The following is a 22,293-nucleotide window of genomic DNA, read 5'->3' on the forward strand; positions in this document are numbered from 1 at the left end:
CTCTACGCGAAGCTGGGCGACGATGCTGAAAACCCGCCCGAGCGGCATCGTGGGGATGGTGGTGCTCGCTCTTGTCGTTTCCGCTGCGATTGCGGGGGCCATAGCCACGCCTTTCGATCCAACGCTGGTGGATTTTTCCTCCCGCCTGCTGCCGCCATCCCTGCGGCATTGGCTTGGAACGGATGAGTGGGGACGAGACGTCTTCAGCCGCCTGCTGTCCGGCGCAGCGATCACCGTGAGTGTTGCGGGCATGACGACGCTCCTCGTCACAGTTTTCGGCGCGCTGCTGGGCGCCTTCTCCGGCTTTGTCGGGGGCTGGTTCGATCGCGTCGTCGTCGCGCTGATGGATGCGTTTCTTGCCTTTCCAGCGCTCGTTCTGGCGATCGCGATGACGACGGTTCTCGCGGGTTCGCCTGTCGCGCCCGTGATCGCGCTTGCCGTTGCCTACATGCCGTACATGGTTCGCGTGGTGCGGGCGAATGTCATGACGATGCGTCAACGGGATTTTATCGCGGCATCGAAAGTGATGCGTAACAGCGCGGCATTCACGCTTGTTCGGCACATCATGCCGAACACCGTCGCCCCCGTGCTCGTTATGGCGACTTCGCTTTTCGGGTGGGCGTTGCTGGCGGAATCGGCCTTGTCTTTTCTCGGCCTGGGTCTCGCCCCGCCCGCGGCGAGCTGGGGCGGAATGTTGGCGGACAGCCGCAACTACTTCGCCGATGCGCCCTGGCTTGCAATCGCTCCCGGGGTCGCGATTTCAGGCGCCCTGCTCGGCATCAATCTTTTTGGTGATTTCTGCAGGGATTACTTCGATCGGAAGATGAAAGACTGATGAGCCCTTCTTCATCTACGCCCGTGCTTGCCGTTGAAGGCCTCACGATCGCCGCGAAAGGCGGCTCTGCCATTGTCCAGAATTTGGGATTTTCGCTGAAATCCGGGGAAATCGGCGCACTTGTGGGCGAGTCCGGGAGCGGCAAAACCACGGTGGGGCGTGCGATCCTCCGCCTTCTGTCACCGGCTCTGTCCGTTACGGCGGGCTCCATCCGTTTCGAAGGCCATGATCTCGTCCAGGCTGACGCCGGCATCATGCGTAACCTGCGCGGGCGGCGTATCGGCGCGGTCTTTCAGGAGCCGATGGTTTCGCTTAATCCGTCGCTGACCGTCGGCCGACAAATGATGGAAGCGCTTTTGCTTCACGAAGCGATCTCCCGGCGAGAGGCGCGTGCGCGATGCCTCGATATGCTGGAAAGGGTGAGGATCAGCGATCCGCTTCGCTGTTTCAATGACTATCCCGGCAAGTTCTCGGGCGGCATGCGGCAGCGCTTCATGCTTGCATCGGTATTGTCGACGCGCCCGTCACTGCTGATCGCCGATGAGCCGACGACCGCGCTGGACGCGATAATCCGCAAGGAAATCATGGACCAGATGGTCGAGCTTGTGCGGGAGCTCGGGACGACAGTGCTTCTCATCAGCCATGATCTCGCGATGCTCTCACAGTATTCCGATACAACCACCGTCCTCAAGGGCGGGCAGATCGTCGAACATGGCGATACGCGCGATATTCTGCTCCGCCCGCGAACCGCCTACATGCGCGAATTCGTCGCCGCACTGCCGAAACGCCCTGCGAGCGGCTTCACCGAAGCTGCGGAGGAGGAGCTTGTCAGCGTCGCGAACCTCGACGTGACATTTCGCACCAAACCCACTGCGCCGTTCGCGAAAGGCGGTACGGTGCGGGCCGTTCAAGATGTCAGTTTTGATGTTCGGCGCGGCGAGGTGGTTGCCGTTGTCGGCGAGTCTGGTTCCGGCAAGACAACCCTGGGACGAACGCTTGCAGGCCTCAACTCCGCCACGTCCGGCACATTGGACGGGCCGTGCTTTATCGACAGTCAGACCAAGGCGGTGCCTCGCATACAGATGGTCTTTCAGGATTCGCACTCTTCGCTCGATCCGCAAATGACGCTCGAGAGCATCGTTGCCGAACCGCTACGGCAGGATCGCAGTCTGACGAACGCGGAACGTCTGGCCCGTGCGCGTGGAGCACTTGAGGAGGTCGGGCTTCCTGCGTCATTCTGCAAGCGCTACGTACATGAACTCTCGGGAGGACAGCGGCAACGGGTCGGCATTGCGCGCGCGGTGGTCAGCCATCCGGCCCTCGTTGTCGCTGACGAGCCCGTGTCCGCTCTTGATGTTTCCGTTCAGCGCCAGGTCTTGGATCTCCTCGCGCAAATGCGGTCGACCTATGGCCTGTCTTACCTCTTCATTTCGCACGATCTCAGTGTTGTAGAAGAAATCGCGGACCGCGTCCTCGTGATGTACCGGGGGCGTCTTGTGGAGGCAGGCCCGCGCGAGTCCATTTTCGAGCGGCCGCGTCATCCCTATACGCGCCGCCTTCTGGAGGCCACGCCCCGCATCTTTCACGCCTCGGATGACACATACGAACTCGCGATTCCATCGACCGAATTCAGCGACGCCCCCGACGGATTCATCTACTACGAACCGGGTAGTGCCAATGGCGGCGGGCTCGCGCAAATGGTTCAGATTGATCAAGGGCATCAGGTTCTCTGCACCCCGGTCGCAGGGTTGAACTGAGATAGTCTGTTTTGGAGGCTGGCTTCTATTAATTGAAAACGACGATCCCTGAGAACGACGCTAGGTCTGTTCTGATGGTCCGTGTGAAACGTGGAGTTCTGGTGTGAGCATTGATCCGGGTGACAAGGCTGAACTGTTGAAGCTGTTCGGCGGGACGCTCATGCCGGGCGAAGTCGTGCATGCACTCCTTCGAAACAGCCGCGTGTTCCCTTATGGAATCGTGTCGCGCGGATCAGGCGCGCCGAAGATGCTGTCCTATTCGTCTGAGCCATTCCCCGCGATCGCGGTCGAACACGACGGGCGTACGTTCGACATGGCGGACTTTCTCTCGGTAAACCGCGTCGCCGGCCTGCTGATCCTTAAGGATGGCCAGGTCGCTTTTGAACAGTACGAGCTTGGGCTTGATGCGGATACGCATTGGGCATCCTGCTCGGTGGCAAAGTCGATTGCATCAACGCTGGTTGGCGCGGCGATGTATGACGGGGCGGTCCGCGACCTCGACGCGCCGCTCACCGACTATATCGAGATCGGCGGGCCGTACGCAGAGGTGTCGCTGCGCCAGCTGCTTCGCATGTGCACTGGCGTAGAGTGGAGCGAGGAGTATGTCGATCCCGGGTCCGAGCGGCGCAAACTCCTCGCTCGTCAGCTTGAATTCCAGCCGAGAGCTGTCGTGGAGCACATGGCCGGCCTGTCCCGGTGCGCACCGCCCGGAGGGTCGTGGGCTTACAACACGGGCGAATCGTACCTTGTCGCGGCCGTTCTTGAGAAGGCAACGGGCCGTCCGCTGACAGAGTATCTTTCCGAAAAGATCTGGTCCCGTCTCGGCATGGAGCAGGATGCGACCTGGTGGCTTGATAGTCCCGGCGGAATGGTTGTTTCCGGCAGCGGCATGGGCGCCACGCTTCGGGATTATGCGCGTTTTGGCCAGTTCGTCCTTGATGACGGCGTGATCGCGGGCGAGCGGGTCGTGCCCGAGGGATGGTTCAAGGAGGCGGGATCGCCGTTCCGTATCGGGGAGAGGTCGATCCCCTACGGCTACATGTGGTGGATGCCGGAGCTTCAAGATCCCGAACTCGAAGGAACGTTCCAGGCCGAAGGGATTTACGGTCAGTATATTCACGTCAACCCTCGCGAACGCCTCGTGATCGCCATGCTGAGCGCGCGTTCGAAGCCCAATTATCGTTTGCGTTTTGGATTGAACGACGATGCCTTTTTTGCGGCAGTGGCGCGCGCGCTCAAGTGACAGGGTGGGACGCGTGTTCAGACTTCCGGATTGCCTGCACTCGACAAGGTCGTGACGGATTCGCGCTCTTGAAGTTCCATTGAGGAGAAGCCGGTGCGTCCGCTTGAAAACCTCCTTGTGGTCAGTTTGGAACAGGCGATCGCGGCGCCCTTCTGTACGCGCCAGCTCGCGGATCTCGGCGCACGCATCATCAAGATCGAGCGGCCTGTGGGCGGCGATTTCGCGCGAGGATACGACGAACGGGCGCGGGGAATGTCATCCCACTTCGTCTGGGCCAATCGTTCCAAGGAAAGCGTGACACTGGACTTGAAGATCGCAGACGATCTGGAGGCGCTGCGGGCGTTGCTGTGCCGGGCCGATGTTTTTGTTCAGAACTTGGCGCCCGGAGTCACAAGACGCCTTGGCCTTGACCATGGCACGCTTGCGGAGAGAAATCCCGGACTTATTGTGTGTGACATATCGGGCTATGGCGAGGGTGGGCCCGATGAGCAGCGGAAAGCCTATGATCTTTTGATCCAGGCTGAATCCGGCTTTCTCTCGTTGACGGGCACCGCGAGCGAGCCGTGCAAAGCTGGAATATCCATAGCCGATATCGCGGCGGGAATGTACGCCTACAGCAATATTCTGAGCGCACTTCTGGAACGCCGGGAAACGGGGCAGGGGCGCCGGATCGACATATCGATGCTGGAAGCGATGGCGGAGTGGATGAGTTTCCCGCTCTACTACGCGCTGGATGGCGCTTCTCCACCGACACGTACGGGCGCCGATCATGCCACGATCTTCCCGTACGGTCGGTTCGCGGTCGTGGACGGCGAGATCGTGCTGGCCGTGCAGAACGATTGGGAATGGGCAGCGCTTTGTGCGAAAGTCCTGCGTCAGGCGGCGCTTGAAAAAGATCCCCGCTTCGAAACGAATTCACTTCGATCGGTGAACCGGGTCGCGTTGAAGGCCATTATCTCCGGCACTCTCGGCAGCCTCTCCCTTGAAGAGGTCGAAGGTCGGCTCGCGGAGGCGCGCATCGCTTACGCGCCTATCAGCACGATGGCGGACCTGTGGGATCATCGGCAACTGAAAGCCAGAGACCGATGGCGGGAGGTTGAAACGCCGGCCGGACCGTTACCGTGCCTCCTCGCTCCCGGGCAGGTGGATATGCGTATTTCGCCCGTTCCCGAACGGGGTGTCCATACTTCAGCCGTTCTTCGAGAGTTCGGATTGAGGCCTTCCGGCGCATAGCGCGCCAAAGCTCGCGCTGCGCAGAATGCCGAAGGCCAGTCACCGGAGCGATTGGGCGTGTTGCTCAGCAGCGTCCTCTCCCTCTTGGTGCCGATATTCCCTGATTTTGGCGCCCACAAAGGGCGAGCCCAGCACCCGCTTTATGTCGTTTGCATAAATGTGAGGATGAAGTATGAGTATGGCCATTGAACAGGGCCATTGGGTGTGATGGGGAGCATCAATCGACAGGTTCCGCCGCAGTTATTGCGCTTGCACAGCCGGGCGAGGCGGACAGCTGGCCAGCGGCGGTCGCTCCCGGAACGCGCGGCGCGAACCTCGGGTTTTCATTCTGATCGTGCGTAAACAGGGGGGCACGCGGTGCAAGCGGCATCCATGTCTGAAACGGAGGCGAACTGTGGTTCATAGACGGATGTTGGTACGGCTCCTTACCGGATTGCCGCTGTTGTTGGGGCATGCTGCACCCGTCGCCTACGCTGCGGCGCCTGCGACACAGGAAACGCCCAGCTTTGCTGCGTTCGATGCCTATGTCGAACAGGTGATGCGCACCTGGCGCGTGCCCGGCATGGCGATCGCCATCGTGCGGCGCGACCGTGTGCTGCATTTGCGCGGCTATGGCGTGCGCGAGGAAGGTAAGGGCGGCGCCGTCGATGCCGATACGGTGTTCGCCATTGGCTCGAACGGCAAGAGCTTCACATCGGTGACGCTCGGCGCACTCGCAGACGGCGGCACGATCGATCTGCGCGCGCCCATCGTGAATTATCTGCCGCGCTTTCGGATGCAGGACGCCTATGCCAACGACAATGTGACGTTCGAGGATGCGCTGGGTCACCGAAGCGGCCTCGCCACACAATCGGGGTTGGGCGTCTGGTACATGTTCGGCGCGAATTCGGACGAACTCGTGGCCTCGGTTGCGCACATGCCCCCCGCACGGACGTTCCGTGCGGGTTTCGCCTACAACAATACGATGTTCGCCGTGGCCGCCGCCGCAGCTTCGGCAACGACAGGCTTGTCCTATGAAGAGCTGGTACGCACGAAACTGCTGCAGCCGCTTCGGATGACGCGCTCCAGTTCGACGCTCGACATCACGACACGCGGCAACGTTGCCACGCCGCACGCCTATGTCGCCGGCGTGCCGACGCCGGTGCCGTATCATCCGGTGATGGGTGCATCGGCCGCCGGGTCGATCAACTCCACCGCACGCGACATGGCGCGCTATGTGCGCATGATGATGAACGGTGGCTCGCTGGACGGCGTGCAGGTCCTGCATCCGGAAACAGCCGCGCGGCTGCAGCAACTCCGTCACGTGTTTGTCGACGACGAAATGATGGATATCCGCCAGCTGATCGGCGCACTGGAAGACCCCGGTCGTGTCACCAATCTCGGATACGGCCTGGGCCTTGCTAGCATGACCTATAATGGCGCGCGCTACACGCTCCACGGCGGCGCCATCGATGGCATGACATCGTGGATGGCCTGGTCGCCCGAAGACGATATCGGTTTCGTCGCGCTGACGAATGGCGGCAACATGGCGATCTCTGCCGGCATGATGTTCAAAGCTGTCCGGCCGCTGATCGGGCTGCCGGATGTAGACATTCTGGCGCGCGTGCAACCTTTGCGCAAAGCCCTGACGGCCGGCCCCTCATTGCCGGAGGTGCGCGAACGCCTGCCCGCGATCGCGCCAACCTCGGCGCTCGTCGGCGCATATGCCAATCGCCTGGGCGCGTTTCACGTCACCAACCGCGCGGGCGCTGCACGGGTGCGTATCGATCGCACCGGTTATGAGGGGGCGCTCACCCATCTCTCCGGCGGGCGCTATGCCATGATGTGGGACAATCCTGCATTGCCGGTCTGGGGTTTTGAAATCGAGCTCGCGGCGGATGGATCGATCGGCGGACTGCGCGGGGCCACCTTCGACGACATCCCCTGGTTTGCGATTGATCCCGTATTCGTGCGGCAGCGCGAAAAGCCCTGAGTGATGATGCGGGCGATGCGAGAAGGCGCCGCCGCGGTTCAGGACCGTCGCAGGCCCGCGTTCAACGGACTATAGGGGCTTCGCGGCATCCGCCTCGTGGACTGGCGCGGGGAGTCCGCGCGCGCCGGGCGGGTCCGCGCACCAGGCCATGCGATGCAGGATGGCAGCGAGCGCGGCGATCATCGCTTCGGCACCGGGCAGGGCGTCCTGCAGCGCGGTATCGGGTATGATGAAGCGGTCGCGCGCGAGGCGTTCGATCATGGCGATCATGCCGTGCACGACGAACCCCAGTGCTTCGGGCGCGGGCTCCGGACCTTCGCCGCAATCCAGTATGATCTTGGCGAGCCGACGCGCGAAGACGGAGCGGCAGCGCCGGTACGCCGCTGCAACGGTGGCATCCACAGGCTCAAGCTCGTGAACCGCTCGGAGCGCGCCGGGCGCGTTGCAGAACGCCTCGACGAAGATCTTCACCGCGGCGTGCAGGCGGTCGTAGGGCGCGGCATCGGCGTTGTCGTTGGCGTCGCTCAGATCGTACTCAAGCGGGCTCAGCCAATCCACCAACACTTTGCGAACAAGCGCGTCCTTGTTCTTGAAGTGATAATAGATCGCGCCCCGCGTGATGCCCGATTCCGCTTCGATGTCGCTCAGCTTCAGCGCCGCCGATCCATGGATATTGAGGCCGTCCAGAGTGCCCTTCTCGATCTGCGCGAGCGTTGCGCGCGCGTCGGTACGCTGGGGGGAGGGCTGCACCACGCTTGATTCGGCTTTCATTGGAATGTTGAACGCCCTGTCCAGCACGCGCGCCGCAAACGCAGCGCGTTTTCCGCGCCGCAGCCGCATGGTCCACATCGGCGTATATCCGGCGGCGGGATCCTCGCTTGTGAGTGCGCGGTAACGCAGTTCAGACATGATGCGCACCATCATGGATCGGTTTTGCGTCGTTACCGCCACGCCGGCATCCAGCCCGGCGAAATTGCGGTGCAGGGTGTTTTCGGAAAAGCCGATCAATGCGCGGCCCAGCACTTCAAAGTCTCGCCGCATGATCGGCGGAACGACATTCAGCCCGACCAGGAAGACGTGGAAATCTTCCATGAACTGCGCGGTTTGGTCCTGGAAGAAAGCGACCAGCTTGCCGTCTTCCTTGCGCGCCGAGAAATAGCTGCTGACCACACGAAAATTGTCGCGCAGCGTATCGTACAGCAGCTCGTGCATCGCCATTTCGCGACCCATCAGCGAACGCTGCGCTGCCAGCGACAGGAGCTTGCCGCGAAAGTCCTCGGCGGCTTTCTCCAGCACCGCGAAGGCGATGTCCGTCTTGTCCTTGAAGTGGCGATAATAGAGCCCGATCGGCACGTCGGCCTTGCGCGCGATGTTCTCTACGGTGGAGGCTTGATAGCCCTCGGCATTGATAACGGCGGCCGCCGCAGTGATCAGCCGCTCGCGCGTGAGCCAGCCCTTTTGCGTGCGAGGCAGCCGCTTCGAAGCGTCGGCAGTTCTGGATTTCCCTTTGGGGTCACCGGCTGTGCGGCGGGTCTGCATTCGTGGTCTCTTCGCCCCGGCACCGCATACAAAGCACGCGGAAAGCCCAACCACGCGCAGCGCTGGCGCGCACTCATACGCCGCCAGCGCGGACGACAGTATCTGCGCGGCGGGCCAAGTGGCAAGGCGATATGTGCTCGGTCCGCGGCGCGGCAACCGCCGTACATCTTTCAAGCCTCGGCGCGTGCGCTAGCAGCAGCGTCCGCCGTTCTTCCCGCCGTAGCGCGCTTCCTGTCGGTCGCGGAAGAAGGCCGCCTCGGTCATCGGCGTCCGGTCCGGGTGTCGCTCGGCCATGTGTCGTAGATAGGCTGCGTAGCTCGGCAGGCCGACCATCAGGTGCGCGGTTTCGCGCAGGCGGGCGAGGAAGCCGGTCATTCGGCGGGCACCGCTGATGCGGGGATTTCCCGCGCCGTCGGCTCGCTGCTGCGCCGCGCCGCGATGCATGTCTTCACCGCGAAGAAGAGCAGCGACAGCACGACCGCGAGGAAGAGCGCGCAGAGCGCGGCGTCGATGCGGTCGTTGAAGATGATGCGCTGCATCTCCGCCATCGACTTCGCAGGCGCAAGCACCTCACCGCGCGCGGCCGCTTCGGAGAACTTCGCCGCGTGCGCGAGGAAGCCGATCTTCGGGTCCGGTGAGAACAGCTTGAGCGAACCCGCGCTGATCGTGCAGATCAGCAGCCATGCGGTGGGGATGGCCGTCACCCAAGCAAAGCGCTCGCGCTTCATGCGGAACAACACGGCGGTGCAGAACATCAGTGCCATCGCCGCCAGCATCTGGTTGGAGATGCCGAACACCGGCCACAGCGTGTTGACGCCGCCCAGAGGATCGGTGACGCCCTGATAAAGGAAGAAGCCCCAGCCCGCGACGCAGAGGCCGGTGGCGACAAGGCCTGGCGTCAGCGCCTTGGTGTCGCGGAAGCTCGGCGCGACAAGCCCGATCAGGTCCTGCAGCATAAAGCGCCCGGCGCGCGTTCCGGCATCGACGGCGGTCAGGATGAACAGCGCTTCGAACAGGATCGCGAAGTGATACCAGAAGGCCTTCATGCCCGGCCCGCCGAGCACGTGGCTGAAGATTTCGGCCATCGCGACGGCGAGCGTCGGCGCGCCGCCGGTGCGTGAAATGATCGTCGCCTCGCCTACGTCCTTCGCGGCCTGCGTCAGCACATCCGCCGTGATCGGGAAGCCCATGCTGGTGACTGCAGCCGCAGCGCTCACCGCATCCGGGCCGAGCACGGCGGTTGGGCTGTTCATCGCAAAGTAGATGCCGGGATCGAGGATCGAGGCGCCGACGAGAGCCATCACGGCGACGAACGCTTCCATCAGCATCGCGCCGTAGCCGATGAACGGCGCGTGCGCTTCGTTCGCGATCAGCTTCGGGGTCGTGCCGCTCGCGATCAGTGCGTGGAAGCCGGAAACCGCACCGCACGCGATGGTAATGAACAGGAATGGGAACAACGTCCCCGCCCACACCGGCCCGCTGCCGTCCACGAACTGCGTGAGCGCTGGCATGCGGAGCGGCGGCGCCATGATGACAATGCAGAGCGCGAGCGCGGCGATGGCGCCGATCTTGAGGAAGGTGGAAAGATAATCGCGCGGTGCTAGCAGCAGCCAAACCGGCAGCACGGAGGCAACGGCGCCGTAGCCGATGAGAAGCCAGCAGAGCTGCACGGGGGTGAAGGTGAAGATCGGACCCCAGACGGGCGAGGCGGCGATCTGCTGGCCATAGATGATCGCGAGGATGAGACCCACGAAGCCTATGAGCGAAACCTCGCCGACCTTACCCGGCCGGATCCAGCGCGCATACGCACCCATCGCCATCGCGAGCGGCACGGTGGCGGCGACGGTGAACATGCCCCACGGGCTTTCGGCGAGCGCCTTCACGACGATCAGCGCCAGAACGGCGAGCAGGATGATCATGATCATCAGCGTCCCGAACAGTGCGATTGTGCCCGCGACCGCGCCCATTTCCATGCGTACGAGTTCGCCGAGCGATCGCCCGTCGCGGCGCATCGAGATGAACAGCACCATGAAATCCTGCACCGCGCCCGCAAGCACGACGCCCGCCAGAATCCAGAGCGTGCCGGGCAGATAGCCCATTTGCGCAGCGAGCACCGGCCCCACGAGCGGGCCTGCGCCTGCGATCGCGGCGAAGTGGTGGCCGAAGAGCACGGTCTTGTCGGTCGCCACATAGTCGAGCCCGTCTGCCCGGCGGTATGCGGGCGTCTGGCGCGACGGATCGAGGCGCATGACGTGCTTGGCGATGTAGAGAGCGTAATAGCGATAGGCGACGAGGAAGATACAGATCGCTGCCGTCACGATCCACAGCGCGTTGATCGGCTCACCCCGCTGGGTCGCGACCACCGACAACGCGAACGCACCCACAATCGCGAACACGATCCACGGCAAATGACGCATCTTACCTCCCCACCACCTTTTGTTTTGGCGTGCATCTCATCTTTGCACGCCTCGCGCCAGAGGGGGAAGGCTCAGAGCCCTTCGGAAAGTCCTGTGAGTGCCTGCCGCACGGCAAGCAGCGACTGGCCCGCGACCATGCCTTTCCAGTCGTCCGCGTCGCCGTAGAAGGCCGCCCGGATGGCATCCTTGATCGGCTTTGCGGCAGCCGCCGTAGGGTCGCCGTGCGCGTGGAGCCAGCAATCCGCCTGCAGCGCAGCCAGGATATAATCGGTCGGGTGCGTGCCGACTTCGAATGCCATCCCGGTGATCTCCGCATTCGGCAGAAGGGCCGGCGCGGCGCTGAGGCCGTCGCCGGCAATCTGCACGGATGCCGACTGGCCGTCCGCGACCGAGGCAAGCGCCGCGCCGTACCAGCGTGCGGCGCGGCGGAAACCGTCACTGTCGCGGGAGGTCACGATGATCTGCTCGGCGAAGCCCCACGGGCCGAGGCCGGTGTGATAATCGATGATGCCGACCTTGGTCGCGCCGCCGAGATAATGCGTCAGGATCGCGCTCTGCGTGGTGCGCGACCAGCTCGGCGCCGTGCCGCCATAAAACAGTCCGTCCGCGTGGCTGTATTGCCCGCCCATCATCGCCGCGCGCATGGCGAGCGCGCCGTGTTCCTCGGCGTATTGCGCGGCTGCCGCCCCCGATGCGGCCTTTGCGGCTTCATCCCACACCGGCGGGCAAATCGCCGGATGCAGGACGTCATAGCCAGGGTTTTCGGGCAAGGGCCGCGAAAAGTCGATCCAGTTGCGGTTGAGGTCGATGTTCTCGTGCGTCACGCGGCGCAGCCACGCGAAGCCGTAGGGGTTCACCGCGTGAATCATCAGAATGCCGACGCCTTCGGGGCGGCGCGCGATTTCGCCCCGGCGCAGCAGATCGACCTGCGCGCCTGAGCCGCAAAAGCCCTCGACGCCGTGTGTGCCCGAGATCAGCACCAGCACGCGCTCGGCACCGTCCACGCCGAACGCGGCGACATCGGTGAAGAGTTCGCCACCGTCCGGCCCGCGCTCGGGGTGCTGGACGGTTTCGAGCGCCGCGCCCGCGGCTGCGGCCTCTTCACGGAATTTGGTTCGCGCGCTGCGATAGTCAGCGCTGAAGCTGTCGGCGGAATTCATCAGTTGAGGCGCGTGCGTGCGAGGCGTGGCGAGAAGCCGAAGGTACGCTTGAAGGCGGTGGCGAAGTTGCTGGGGTGCTCGTACCCGGCGTTGAACGCCACTTCGGTGATCGAGGCGTCGGTATCGCAGAGCTGACGCAGCGCATGGTCCATGCGCACGCGCTGGCGGTAGTTCGAAATCGTCGTGCCCGTCACCTGCTTGAAGCACTCCATCATCTGCGTTTCGTTCCACGCGAGATGGCGGCAGAGCTCGGCGATGGAAAACGCCGCCTGCGTGTCCTCGTCGAGGATCTGGCAGAGCTCCTCGACTTTTCGGCGGTCGCGCGGACGCACCGTTTCGGCCGTCCGCGAGCTGCCGAGAATATGCTTGATCGCGAAGCACAGCAGTTCGAGAGCCTTCGCCTCGATCATCAGGTTGCCGAGCGCGCCCGCATCCGGGGGGCTCAATAAATCCTCGACGATCGGCCGCATCTGCGGGTGCATCGGCAGGCTGTCGTATGAAAAGTGCGAGGCGCGGGCACGCAGGAAGTCCGCGATCGAAACCGGCAGGTCCGGCATATTGGGCGAAAGCAGCCCCGATACGAAATCCTTGCTGCAGATCATCGTGATCGAGCGTTCGCGGCTTTCGCCCACGATGCGTTCGTACTTCACGCTGTGCGTGGGCTGGACCAAGAACGACATCAGCCCGGCGGGAACCGGAACGTTTTCTTCCTGATCGCTGCCGATGACGCTGGTGCCGTCCAGCTTGAAATGCAGCTTCAGATATTCGCCGCAGACGTGTCGGTACACACATTCCTCGGCGTAGCGGAGGTCCGAAAGCACCAGCGAGAAGCCCGGGCGGATCGTCACGCCGTTGTACCAGCCGCTCACGATCTCGCTCTGGGGCCGCAGGAGGAAGGCGTTGCCGACAGGGCCGGGGCGGCTTCCGATGCTCACTTTCAGGGCATCGACCACGGACTGGAGCGTGGGATCGAAAAGGGCTTCAGCGATGTCGAGGCGGTTGTCCAACGCGCGCGTCCCTGAAAAGTGCAGCGCGCCGACTATAGGTTCGCCCTGCGGCGTGTCCAGAGAGCCGCCCGTTTCCATCATGGCGTGTTCGGCAAGCATCAGTTGACGAGCTCCACGGCTTTGATCCGGCAGTAGGAGCGCAGCCCGTCCATGCCGCCTTCGATGCCGAAGCCAGAGGCACCCCACGGCTCCGCGCCCATCGCGAAGCCGCTGTGTTCGCCCGCCGCCGCGCTTGCGCGCACCGTGATGCGCCCAGCGCGCAGGCCGCGCGCCGCCGCCTGCGTCCGCCGAGCGTCGCGCGTCCAGAGGCTGGCGGCAAGACCGTAAGGCGTGTCATTCGCAATCGCGAGCGCTTCGTCGAAGTCGCGGAAGCGGAGGACCGAGAGCACCGGCCCGAACACCTCTTCGCAGGCGACGGTCATATCCGGGCGCACGTCGGTGAGGACGGCAGGCGCGGTTGATGTCTCGCCCCAGGTGCCGCCGTCGTACGCGACGTTCGCGCCCTCGGTGCGGGCGTGATCGATGAAACCGCGGATTTTATCGAGCTGGCCGCGCGTCGCGATCGTGCCGAAGCCGGTCGCCGGATCGAGCGGATCGCCCGGTACGCGCGTCTTCGCCGCCTTGATCACCGCCTCGACGAGCCTGTCGTGGAAGCTGTCTTCCACGATCAGGCGCGTTTTCGCTGCGCACCACTGGCCCTGGTTCCAGAAGGCGTCGTGCGCCACGCGCGCCGCGACGGTTTCGAGGTCGTCCGCCATGTCGGCGCAGACGACCTGCGGAGACTTGCCGCCGCATTCGAGGAGCAGCGGCTTGCCGTTCGATTGCCCCGCATAGGTCATGAACATGCGACCGGTCGCGGTGGAGCCGGTGAAGCTGATGAGGTCGATGCCGCCGTGGCGCCCCATCGCCTGTCCGACCGTCGGGCCAAGCCCCGGCACCACGTTGAGCACGCCGTCCGGCAGCCCCGCCTCCGAAGCGATCTCGGCAAGCCGCAGCGCCGATGTCGAGGCGATTTCGGAGGGTTTCAGGACGACGCTGTTGCCCGCCGCAAGCGCGGGCGCGGCCTTCAGCGCCGCGTTGATCAGCGGGAAGTTCCACGGCACGATGGCGCCCACGACGCCGCGCGGCTCCAGAAGCCCGAGCGAGAGCGTGATGCTGTCTGAAGGCGCGACGGAGCCGTAGAGCTTGTCCGTCGCTTCGCCATAGTAGCGGAAGAAACCGGTCGCGAAGGCGATTTCGGCGCGCGCGGCGGAGATCGCCTTGCCCATTTCCAGCACGTCCATCAGCGCCAGATCGTCCGCGTTCGCTTCGATCAACTCGGCGATGCGCAGCAGCACGGCCTTGCGGTGAAGCGGCGTCGCCTTCGACCAGCGGCCGTCCTCGAACGCACGGCGGGCGGCGGCAACGGCGCGGTCAACGTCGTCGTCGGCACCCACGGGGAGCGTGCAAACGGGCCTGTTCGTGGCCGGATTGATCGAATCGAAGCCTTCGACGCTCGCAGAGTCGGTGAAGCGGCCGTCGATGAACGGACGCGTAGGGAGCGCGAGCGCGGCGGCGCGGGCGTGCCAGTCGAGGGGTGTGGTCATGGGCAAGCTCTTTGGAAAGCGGATTTTCGGAAGGTTGGAAGATGTTGCCGCGCCGCGCTTTTGCGCTGCCGCGAAAAATCTATGAGCAGGCTCCAAATCCGCGCCCGCTCGCCGGGCGTCCTTGCGGGGTTCGGGGCAGCGCAAACAAAGTTCGGGAGAATGGAAAAGACGTTGCCGCCCGCGCGCCGCATGGTGCGAACTCAGCCCGCTCATCCAAAGGCGAAAGCTCGGCGGCGAACGATAAAAGAGGGGAAACACATGAAGAAAAACGCATTTTCCGTCACTTTCAGCCGCGGCCTTCTGGTGTTCGGCGTCTCGTCGATCGCGCTCGGCACCGCTCAGGCGCAAGAGGCCGAAACGGCACCCGCGCTCGACGCCGGCGAAATCGTGGTCACCGCGCGCAAGACCAGTGAGCGTCTTCAGGATGTGCCCATCTCGGTGAGCGCACTCAGTGGGGACCAGCTGCGCGAGAATGGCGCCGTCGATGTGAAAGACGTCATGCGCAACGTGTCGGGCCTGTCGTTCGCGGGTGTCGAGCGCGGCCTCGGCAACTACAATATCCGCGGCGTCAGCACTGTCGCCTCATCGCCGACCGTCGGTATCTATCTCGACGACATCTCGCTGGTCACGATCGCGACCGGTTTCAGCGGCGCCTTCGACCCGATCTTCTTCGACATGGAGCGTCTCGAAGTCCTGAAGGGGCCGCAGGGCACGCTCTACGGCGGCAGCTCCATGGGCGGCGCCATCAAGTACGTCAGCGCCCGGCCGGATACGTCTGTGCTTTCCGGAAGCGCCGCGGTCGGTGCCGCCACCACGGCGCACGGCGATCCTTCCTACAATGTGGAAGGTATCCTGAACCTGCCGCTGGTGACGGACAAGCTCGCCATGCGCACCGGCTTCCTGTACCGCCGCGACGGCGGCTACATCGATAACGCACCCGGCCTCGTGCGGAACTCGAACTATTCGAGCACGCCGTCGCCGATCTATACGCCGCTGGAGCAGGATGCGCTGACGAGCCGCACCGTGTCGGATCACAACAAGGCGGACAGCTTCGTCGGGCGCCTGTCGTTCCAGTGGGAACCGGACGCGACCTGGTCGATCCGCCCCGCGCTATTCTATCAGCGCTACGAGCAGAAGAACCCTTCGCAGTTCTTCCTCGGCGACACGGAGAAGCTCACGTCCTCGTTCCGCCTGCCGCAGGGAACCGTCGACAAGGCGGGCATTTACAGCCTGGATATCGAAAAATCGCTCGGCAATGTGGAGTTCACTTCGCTGACCGCCTATTTCGACCGCAAGCTGAACTGGGAGCGCGATTACAGCTTCTTCATCGGTGGACTCGTGCCGCCGATGTTCCCACTGACCAGCCACAATCTTTCCAGAAGCCGCACCAAGCAGTTCAGTCAGGAAGTGCGCCTTTCCTCGGGCGGTCCCGGCGATCGTCTGAAATGGCTCGCCGGCCTCTATTACTCCTGGCAGGACGACAACCTCTATCAGATCGTCAATACGCCGGGCGCGGAGCCTTTCATCGGCACCGTCACAGGCTACGTCGGCGATACGACGACCAAGGCGAAGCAATATGCGGCGTTCGGTGAGGCAACCTTTTCGATCACCGATCAGCTCGATGTCACTGCAGGTGTCCGTCTCTTCCAGATCAAGCAAGAGGTCGACATCATGGGCGACGGCCCCTTCAACGGCGGGCTGACGCTGGTCCAGGGGCGCAAGAGCAACGAGAAGGGTGTCAATCCCAAGGTGGGCATCTCCTATAAGGCGACGCCCGACAACATGATCTTCGCCTCGGCGGCAAAGGGCTTCCGGCCAGGCGGCCCGAACCGCTTCCAGATCAACCCTGCGCTGTGCGCGGCCGATCTTGAACGTCTCGGCCTCACGGCCGCGCCCGACAGCTTCGATTCCGATAACCTCTGGAGCTACGAGGTGGGCTCCAAGAACCAGTTCGCGGATGGCCGCGTGACGCTGAACGGCGCGCTGTTCTTCACGGACTGGAAGAAGATCCAGCAGCAGCTGAGCCTCATTAACTGCGGCTTCTCCTTCACCGGTAACGCCGGCAGCGCCGAGGTGAAGGGCGCCGAGATCGAAGGGCGCGTCAATGTAACAGGCGGCTTCCAGATCGGCGGCAACGCGACCTACACCAGCGCGAAGATCACCAACGCTGCGGTCGGCACTGCCGTTCAGGACGATGATCAGGTGCTCGCCGTGCCGAAATGGATGGCAAGCGCGTTCGCGAGCTACGGCTTCGACGTGGGCGACACATGGCGGGGGCAGCTCCGCGCCGAATACCAGTACCAGAGCAAGGCACGTCGGATGTTCGATCGCGTGCAGGGCGTGACCTACGCAGACGCGGTGGCGGGCCTCGTGCCCAACCGCGCGGAATTCCGCGAAAGCTATGATGTCGTGAACGCGTCGCTCTCCGCCGACAATGGATCGACGGTGCTGCGGCTTTACGTGAACAACGTCTTCGACGTGCAGCCGCTCATCGACATGGAGCTCGGATCGGGCAATGACTATGCAACGACGCTGCGTCCGCGCACGATCGGGGTTGAAGTCCGTCAGAAGTTCTAAGGTTGAGCGTATGAGGGGGGACAGGGTGATGATTGCCACGCGTGCCGGGTCCGCATGGTTCCGTTCGGTTAAGACGATGAAATCCGCCGTTCGGATAACCGCGATCGCTGCCCTGTCCCTCGCCGCCGCGTGCGGTTCCCAGAAGTCGGGCGGCGAAGCGTCGACGCCTGATTGGAAGCGGGCCACGGCCTATTATTACACAGGCACGCAGATCACTCCCGAAAACGCCGACCAGCTGGGTGTCGCGTGGGAGTTCAACGATTTCGTCGTACGTGGACGTACGCATCGCGGTGTGGAATCGACGCCGATCGTCGTGGACGGCACCATGTATTTCACCGGGCCCTGGAGCGTCGTTTATGCGCTCGACGCGAAGACCGGCGCGCAGAAGTGGCAGTATGATCCAGAGGTCGACGGCCAGTTCGCGCGGCGAACCTGCTGCGATGCCGTGAACCGCGGCGTCGATGTTGCGGACGGCGTCGTTTATGTCGCCACGCTCGATGGCTATCTCGCGGCTGTCGATGCGGCGAGCGGCAAGGAACTCTGGAAGACAGACACGATCACCGACCGCACGCGCAGCTATGCGATCACCGGCGCGCCGCGCGTTTCGGGTAAGACGGTCGTCATCGGCAACGGCGGCGCCGAGATGGGCGTGCGCGGCTATGCGAGCGCTTACGATCGCAAGACCGGCAAGCTCGTGTGGCGCTTCTTCACCGTGCCGGGCGCAGGGCCGGACGAGCATCCCGAAATCACTGAAGCGCGGAAGACGTGGAGCAAGGACTCACGCTGGGATCTTGGCGGCGGCGGCACGGTATGGGATTCGATCGTCTACGATCCCGACACGAATATCGTTTATCTCGGCACCGGCAACGGGATGCCGCATCCGCTCTGGTCGCGCAGCCCGGGCGGCGGCGACAATCTGTATCTTTCGTCGATCGTCGCGGTGAACGCCGACACCGGCCGCAAGGTCTGGCACTATCAGACGACGCCGGAAGACAGCTGGGATTACACGGCGACGCAGAACATGATCCTTGCCGACATCGAATTCGGCGGGAAGCCGCGCAAGGTCATCATGCAGGCGCCGAAGAACGGCTTCTTCTACGTCCTAGACCGCGTGACCGGCGAACTGCTCTCTGCGGAAAAGTTCACAACTGTCACATGGGCGGATCGCGTCGATCTCAAGACCGGGCGGCCGGTCATCACCGAGCAGTCCGATTATTCGAAGGAAACGAAGCTCGTCTGGCCGTCCGAAGCGGGCGGGCACAACTGGCCGCCGATGGCATACAGCGAGAAGACCGGTCTCGTTTACATCCCGGTGCTGCAGGCGCCGATGACCTTCCAGATGTATGATCAGCCCTACAAGCCCTACAGCGGCATCCAAGGCTCGATCGCCTCATTCCCGGCGTTCGGTGCATTCGGAAAGGGCGGCGCCAATTCAGAGGAAGCGTTTCCCGGCCAGCCCAAGCCGCGCTTCGATGCGGTGCTCACGGCATGGAACCCGAAAACCGGCAAGATCGTGTGGACGAGCAGTGAGCTGCCGTTCTGGAGCGGGGGTGTGATGGCGACGGCGTCGGGCCTCGTCATGCAGGGATCGGCGGACGGCTATCTCACCGTCTACGACGGCGTTTCCGGCAAGGTCTTGCACCGCATCAACGTCGGCACGGGCATCATGGCCGCGCCCATGTCCTACGAGATCGAAGGCGAGCAGTACGTCGCCGTCAACGCAGGCTTCGGCGGAGCGCTCAACGTCGCCTATCCGCCCGGCGCGGTAGCCTCAGAGCGCGAGAACCGCGAGCGTCTGATCGTCTTCAAGGTCGGCGGCAAGGCGCCCGAACTGCCGCCGCTACGCGAGGCTATCGCATTCACCGAGGCACCTGCGAAATACCGAGGCGACGCCGAAGCCGTGAAGCGCGGCGGCGTGCTCTACGGCACTTACTGCGGCCGCTGCCATGGCGGCAAGGACGGGATGGGTGGCTATCCGAACCTCTGGAAAATGGCCCCCGAAACGCACGACGCGTTCGATGCGATCGTCCTCGAAGGTGCGTTTGTCGATGCAGGCATGGCCGCGTTCGCTGATATCCTCAGCAAGGAAGACGCCCGCGACATCCACGCCTTCCTCGCCGAGCCGTCAAAGGGTCCGTCGAAGCGCTCCGGGCTGCACTAAACCGCTTCCCCCGCCGCCCGGCCACTCGCCCAGGCCCACTGGAAGTTGTAGCCGCCGAGCCAGCCGGTAACGTCCACGGCTTCGCCGATCGCATAAAGGCCGGGCACGCGCGCTGCCATCATCGTGCGCGATGAGAGTCCGTTCGTGGAAATTCCACCCGCGGTCACCTCGGCCTTGGCGAAGCCCTCCGTGCCTGTGGGCGTGAACGCCCAGCCCGTCAGCTGGGCCTCCGCCGCGCGGAGCACCTTGTCAGGCAGGTTGCCGAGATCGCCCTCAAGCCCAAGTCGTTCGGTGAGCGTGTCGGCAAGACGTGCGGGTAGCCTGCCGGCAAGAATGCGTTTCAGCGTAGCGCGCGGCTGCGCCTGCTTTTCTTGGATCGTCCAGCCCGTCTCGCTGCCGGGCAGGAAGTTCACGTAAATTGGCGTTCGGTGCTGCCAGTAAGAGGAAATCTGCAGCATCGCCGGTCCGGAAAGTCCCCGATGCGTGAACAGCGCCGCTTCGCGAAACCTTGCCTTCTCCCACCGCACTTCCACGTCGGCCGATACGCCCGACAGCGAACGGAACAGCGCTTCGTCGGGTCCCAGCGTCAGCGGCACAAGTGCCGGACGCGGGTGCACGATCGAAAGCCCGAACTGGCGCGCGACATCATAGGCGAAGCCCGTGGCGCCAAGCTTGGGGATCGAAGGCCCGCCCGTGGCGAGAACGAGCGCAGGGGCGGTGTATTCGCGTCCGCCGATCATCACGACGAACCGCCCATCCCGGTGCGAGATGGCCGAGACGGTGCGCGCCAGCATCGCGGTGACGCCCGCCTTCACGCACTCCTGCACCATCATCTCGACGATCTGCCGCGCGGAGCCGTCGCAGAACAGCTGGCCAAGCGTCTTTTCGTGCCACGCGATGCCGTAGCGCTCGACAAGCCCAAGAAAGTCCTGCGGCGTATAGCGTCCGAGTGCGGACTTGGCGAAATGGGGATTGCCGGAAATATAGCGGTCTGCGGCGATATGGATGTTCGTGAAGTTGCAGCGTCCGCCACCCGAGATCAGGATTTTCTTGCCCGGTTCATCGGCATGATCGACGAGCAGAACACGCTTGCCGCGTCCTCCCGCCGTTGCGGCGCACATCATCCCCGCGGCCCCTGCGCCGAGGACGATCGCGTCGAAGCTCTCAGCGTTCACGGGTGATGCTGGCCGCAACCGCCTCTGCGACCTTGATCCCGTCGATCGCGGCGGAGAGGATGCCCCCCGCATAGCCCGCGCCTTCGCCTGCCGGAAACAGGCGCGCGGTATTCAGGCTGTGGAAGTCCTTGCCCCGCGTGATCCGCACGGGCGAGGACGTGCGTGTCTCGACGCCGGTCATCACCACCTCGGGGTGGTCGTAGCGCGCCAGTTGGCGCCCGAACACCGGCAGCGCCTCGCGCATCGCCTCCACCGCGAAGCCGGGCAGGCAGGTGGAGAGGTCCGTCGGAGTGACTCCCGGCTTGTAAGAAGGGGTCACACTTCCCAGCGCTGTGGAGGCCCGCCGGGCCAGAAAATCGCCCACGGTTTGACCTGGCGCGTTGTAGCTCGATCCGCCCGCCGTGTACGCCAGCGATTCCCAGTGCCGCTGGAAATCGATCCCAGCGAGCGGCCCGTCCGGGTAGTCGCGCGCAGGGTCGATGGCGACGACAAGGCCGGAGTTGGCGTTGAACTCGGCGCGCGAATACTGGCTCATGCCGTTGGTGACGACGCGGCCTTCTTCCGATGTAGCCGCGACCACGCGCCCGCCGGGGCACATGCAGAAGCTGTAAACCGTGCGTTCGTTCGCGCAGTGGTGTGCGAGGCTGTAGGCCGCCGTGCCGAGGATCGGATGCCGCGCGAACTTGCCGTAGCGCGCCTCGTCGATCCATGCCTGCGGATGCTCGATGCGCACGCCGATCGAGAACGCCTTCGCCTCGATGTGGACGCCGCGCCTGTGCAGCATCTCGAAGGTCGACCGTGCGCTGTGCCCGACAGCGAGGACGACATGATCGGCTTCGAGGAAGTCGCCGTTGTGGAGATGAAGCCCGCGCACGGCGAGGTTGCCGTCTGCAGCGCGCTCCAGTTCCAGGTCCTCGACCCGAGTCTGCCAGCGATATTCGCCGCCCAGCGCTTCGATGGTCTCGCGCAGGCTCTCCACCATGGTCACGAGCCGGAACGTACCGATATGCGGATGCGCCTCGAACAAGATGTCGTCGGGCGCGCCCGCTTTCACGAACTCTTCGAGCACCTTCCTGCCAAGGAAGCGCGGGTCTTTCACGCGGCAATAGAGCTTCCCATCCGAAAACGTGCCCGCGCCGCCTTCGCCGAACTGCACGTTTGATTCCGGGTTGAGCTGCGACCGCCGCCAGAGGCCCCACGTATCCTTGGTGCGTTCGCGCACGATCTTGCCGCGATCGAGGATGATCGGCCGGAACCCCATCTGCGCCAGGATCAGCCCCGCGAACAGTCCGCACGGCCCTGCGCCGACGACCACCGGACGCAACCCGGACCAGCCTTCCGGCGCGCGCACGGGAAAGCGGTAATCCATGTCCGGCGTTGGGCGGATGTCATGATCCTTGGCAAAGCGTGCCAGAACCTCGTCTTCATCCGTGATGTCCACGTCGACCGTGTAGACGAGGAGGATCGCACTCTTGCGCCGCGCATCATTGCCCCGCCGAAACACCGTGAACCCGCGCAACCGCTCAGGCGAAATACCGAGCCGCGCGCAGATCGCCGGCGCCATTGCGTCGTCCGCATGATCGAGCGGCAGGGTAAGACCGGTAAGGCGTAGCATGGACGAGGCCTTTAGC

15 protein-coding genes are annotated in these 22,293 nt (G+C 64.0%); 7 read left to right on the plus strand and 8 right to left on the minus strand.

Annotation, left to right across the window (positions count from 1 at the left end; all coding sequences use genetic code 11):
* Positions 1–22: 22 nt before the first annotated feature.
* From DFR51_RS03010 to DFR51_RS03030, 5 genes are all read left to right on the plus strand, one after another.
* Positions 23–835 (plus strand): ABC transporter permease, encoded by an 813-nt coding sequence (locus DFR51_RS03010; RefSeq protein ID WP_121047553.1) that lies wholly within the window; start codon positions 23–25, stop codon positions 833–835.
* A complete protein-coding gene (locus DFR51_RS03015) occupies positions 835–2,592 on the plus strand; it encodes a dipeptide ABC transporter ATP-binding protein (protein ID WP_121047554.1) in 1,758 nt (585 codons plus the stop codon). The genes DFR51_RS03010 and DFR51_RS03015 overlap by 1 nt, the downstream gene beginning before the upstream one ends.
* 103 nt (positions 2,593–2,695) lie before the next feature.
* Positions 2,696–3,835, plus strand: coding sequence for a serine hydrolase domain-containing protein (locus DFR51_RS03020; RefSeq protein ID WP_121047555.1), 1,140 nt, complete (start codon positions 2,696–2,698; stop codon positions 3,833–3,835).
* Positions 3,836–3,928: 93 nt separating this feature from the next.
* Positions 3,929–5,068: a CaiB/BaiF CoA transferase family protein gene (locus DFR51_RS03025; RefSeq protein WP_121047556.1), complete on the plus strand. Its 1,140-nt coding sequence runs from the start codon at positions 3,929–3,931 to the stop codon at positions 5,066–5,068.
* 409 nt (positions 5,069–5,477) lie between these two features.
* Complete coding sequence (locus DFR51_RS03030; RefSeq protein WP_121047557.1) at positions 5,478–7,040, plus strand: serine hydrolase domain-containing protein; 1,563 nt, start codon at positions 5,478–5,480, stop codon at positions 7,038–7,040.
* A 69-nt stretch (positions 7,041–7,109) separates the two neighbouring features.
* Here DFR51_RS03030 and DFR51_RS03035 read toward each other — a convergent pair whose 3' ends face one another.
* From DFR51_RS03035 to DFR51_RS03060, 6 genes are all read right to left on the minus strand, one after another.
* Complete coding sequence (locus DFR51_RS03035; RefSeq protein ID WP_121047558.1) at positions 7,110–8,579, minus strand: TetR/AcrR family transcriptional regulator; 1,470 nt, start codon at positions 8,577–8,579, stop codon at positions 7,110–7,112.
* 189 nt (positions 8,580–8,768) lie between these two features.
* The gene (locus DFR51_RS03040) at positions 8,769–8,954 is read right to left on the minus strand and encodes a YbdD/YjiX family protein (RefSeq protein ID WP_121047559.1); all 186 of its coding nucleotides are present in this window, start codon (positions 8,952–8,954) and stop codon (positions 8,769–8,771) included.
* Positions 8,951–10,996 (minus strand): carbon starvation CstA family protein, encoded by a 2,046-nt coding sequence (locus DFR51_RS03045; protein ID WP_121047560.1) that lies wholly within the window; start codon positions 10,994–10,996, stop codon positions 8,951–8,953. The genes DFR51_RS03040 and DFR51_RS03045 overlap by 4 nt, the downstream gene beginning before the upstream one ends.
* A gap of 71 nt (positions 10,997–11,067) precedes the next feature.
* The gene (locus tag DFR51_RS03050) at positions 11,068–12,156 is read right to left on the minus strand and encodes a M14 family metallopeptidase (RefSeq protein ID WP_197723704.1); all 1,089 of its coding nucleotides are present in this window, start codon (positions 12,154–12,156) and stop codon (positions 11,068–11,070) included.
* Positions 12,156–13,262, minus strand: a complete 1,107-nt coding sequence (locus DFR51_RS03055) for a helix-turn-helix transcriptional regulator (RefSeq protein ID WP_121047561.1) — start codon at positions 13,260–13,262, stop codon at positions 12,156–12,158. The genes DFR51_RS03050 and DFR51_RS03055 overlap by 1 nt, the downstream gene beginning before the upstream one ends.
* Positions 13,262–14,749 carry an aldehyde dehydrogenase family protein gene (locus tag DFR51_RS03060; protein WP_160119129.1) on the minus strand — a complete coding sequence of 496 codons (1,488 nt, stop codon included), beginning with the start codon at positions 14,747–14,749 and terminating at the stop codon, positions 13,262–13,264. The genes DFR51_RS03055 and DFR51_RS03060 overlap by 1 nt, the downstream gene beginning before the upstream one ends.
* 258 nt (positions 14,750–15,007) lie before the next feature.
* Here DFR51_RS03060 and DFR51_RS03065 point away from each other — a divergent pair, with 258 nt between their 5' ends.
* Both DFR51_RS03065 and DFR51_RS03070 read left to right on the plus strand, forming a co-directional pair.
* The gene (locus DFR51_RS03065) at positions 15,008–17,326 is read left to right on the plus strand and encodes a TonB-dependent receptor (RefSeq protein ID WP_160119130.1); all 2,319 of its coding nucleotides are present in this window, start codon (positions 15,008–15,010) and stop codon (positions 17,324–17,326) included.
* A gap of 28 nt (positions 17,327–17,354) precedes the next feature.
* Complete coding sequence (locus tag DFR51_RS03070; protein ID WP_243445590.1) at positions 17,355–19,487, plus strand: PQQ-dependent dehydrogenase, methanol/ethanol family; 2,133 nt, start codon at positions 17,355–17,357, stop codon at positions 19,485–19,487.
* On the opposite strand, the gene DFR51_RS03075 is transcribed toward DFR51_RS03070, so the two are convergent.
* Positions 19,484–20,662: a BaiN/RdsA family NAD(P)/FAD-dependent oxidoreductase gene (locus DFR51_RS03075; RefSeq protein WP_276330550.1), complete on the minus strand. Its 1,179-nt coding sequence runs from the start codon at positions 20,660–20,662 to the stop codon at positions 19,484–19,486. The two genes, DFR51_RS03070 and DFR51_RS03075, sit on opposite strands and share 4 nt — an antisense overlap.
* Entirely contained in the window at positions 20,652–22,277 is a 1,626-nt protein-coding gene (locus DFR51_RS03080; protein WP_121047564.1) for an NAD(P)/FAD-dependent oxidoreductase, read from the minus strand. Before DFR51_RS03080 ends, DFR51_RS03075 begins: the two co-directional genes overlap by 11 nt.
* Between the last annotated feature and the right edge of the window lie 16 nt (positions 22,278–22,293).

This window comes from Sphingosinicella microcystinivorans, from assembly GCF_003634215.1.
Lineage (GTDB): Bacteria > Pseudomonadota > Alphaproteobacteria > Sphingomonadales > Sphingomonadaceae > Sphingosinicella > Sphingosinicella microcystinivorans.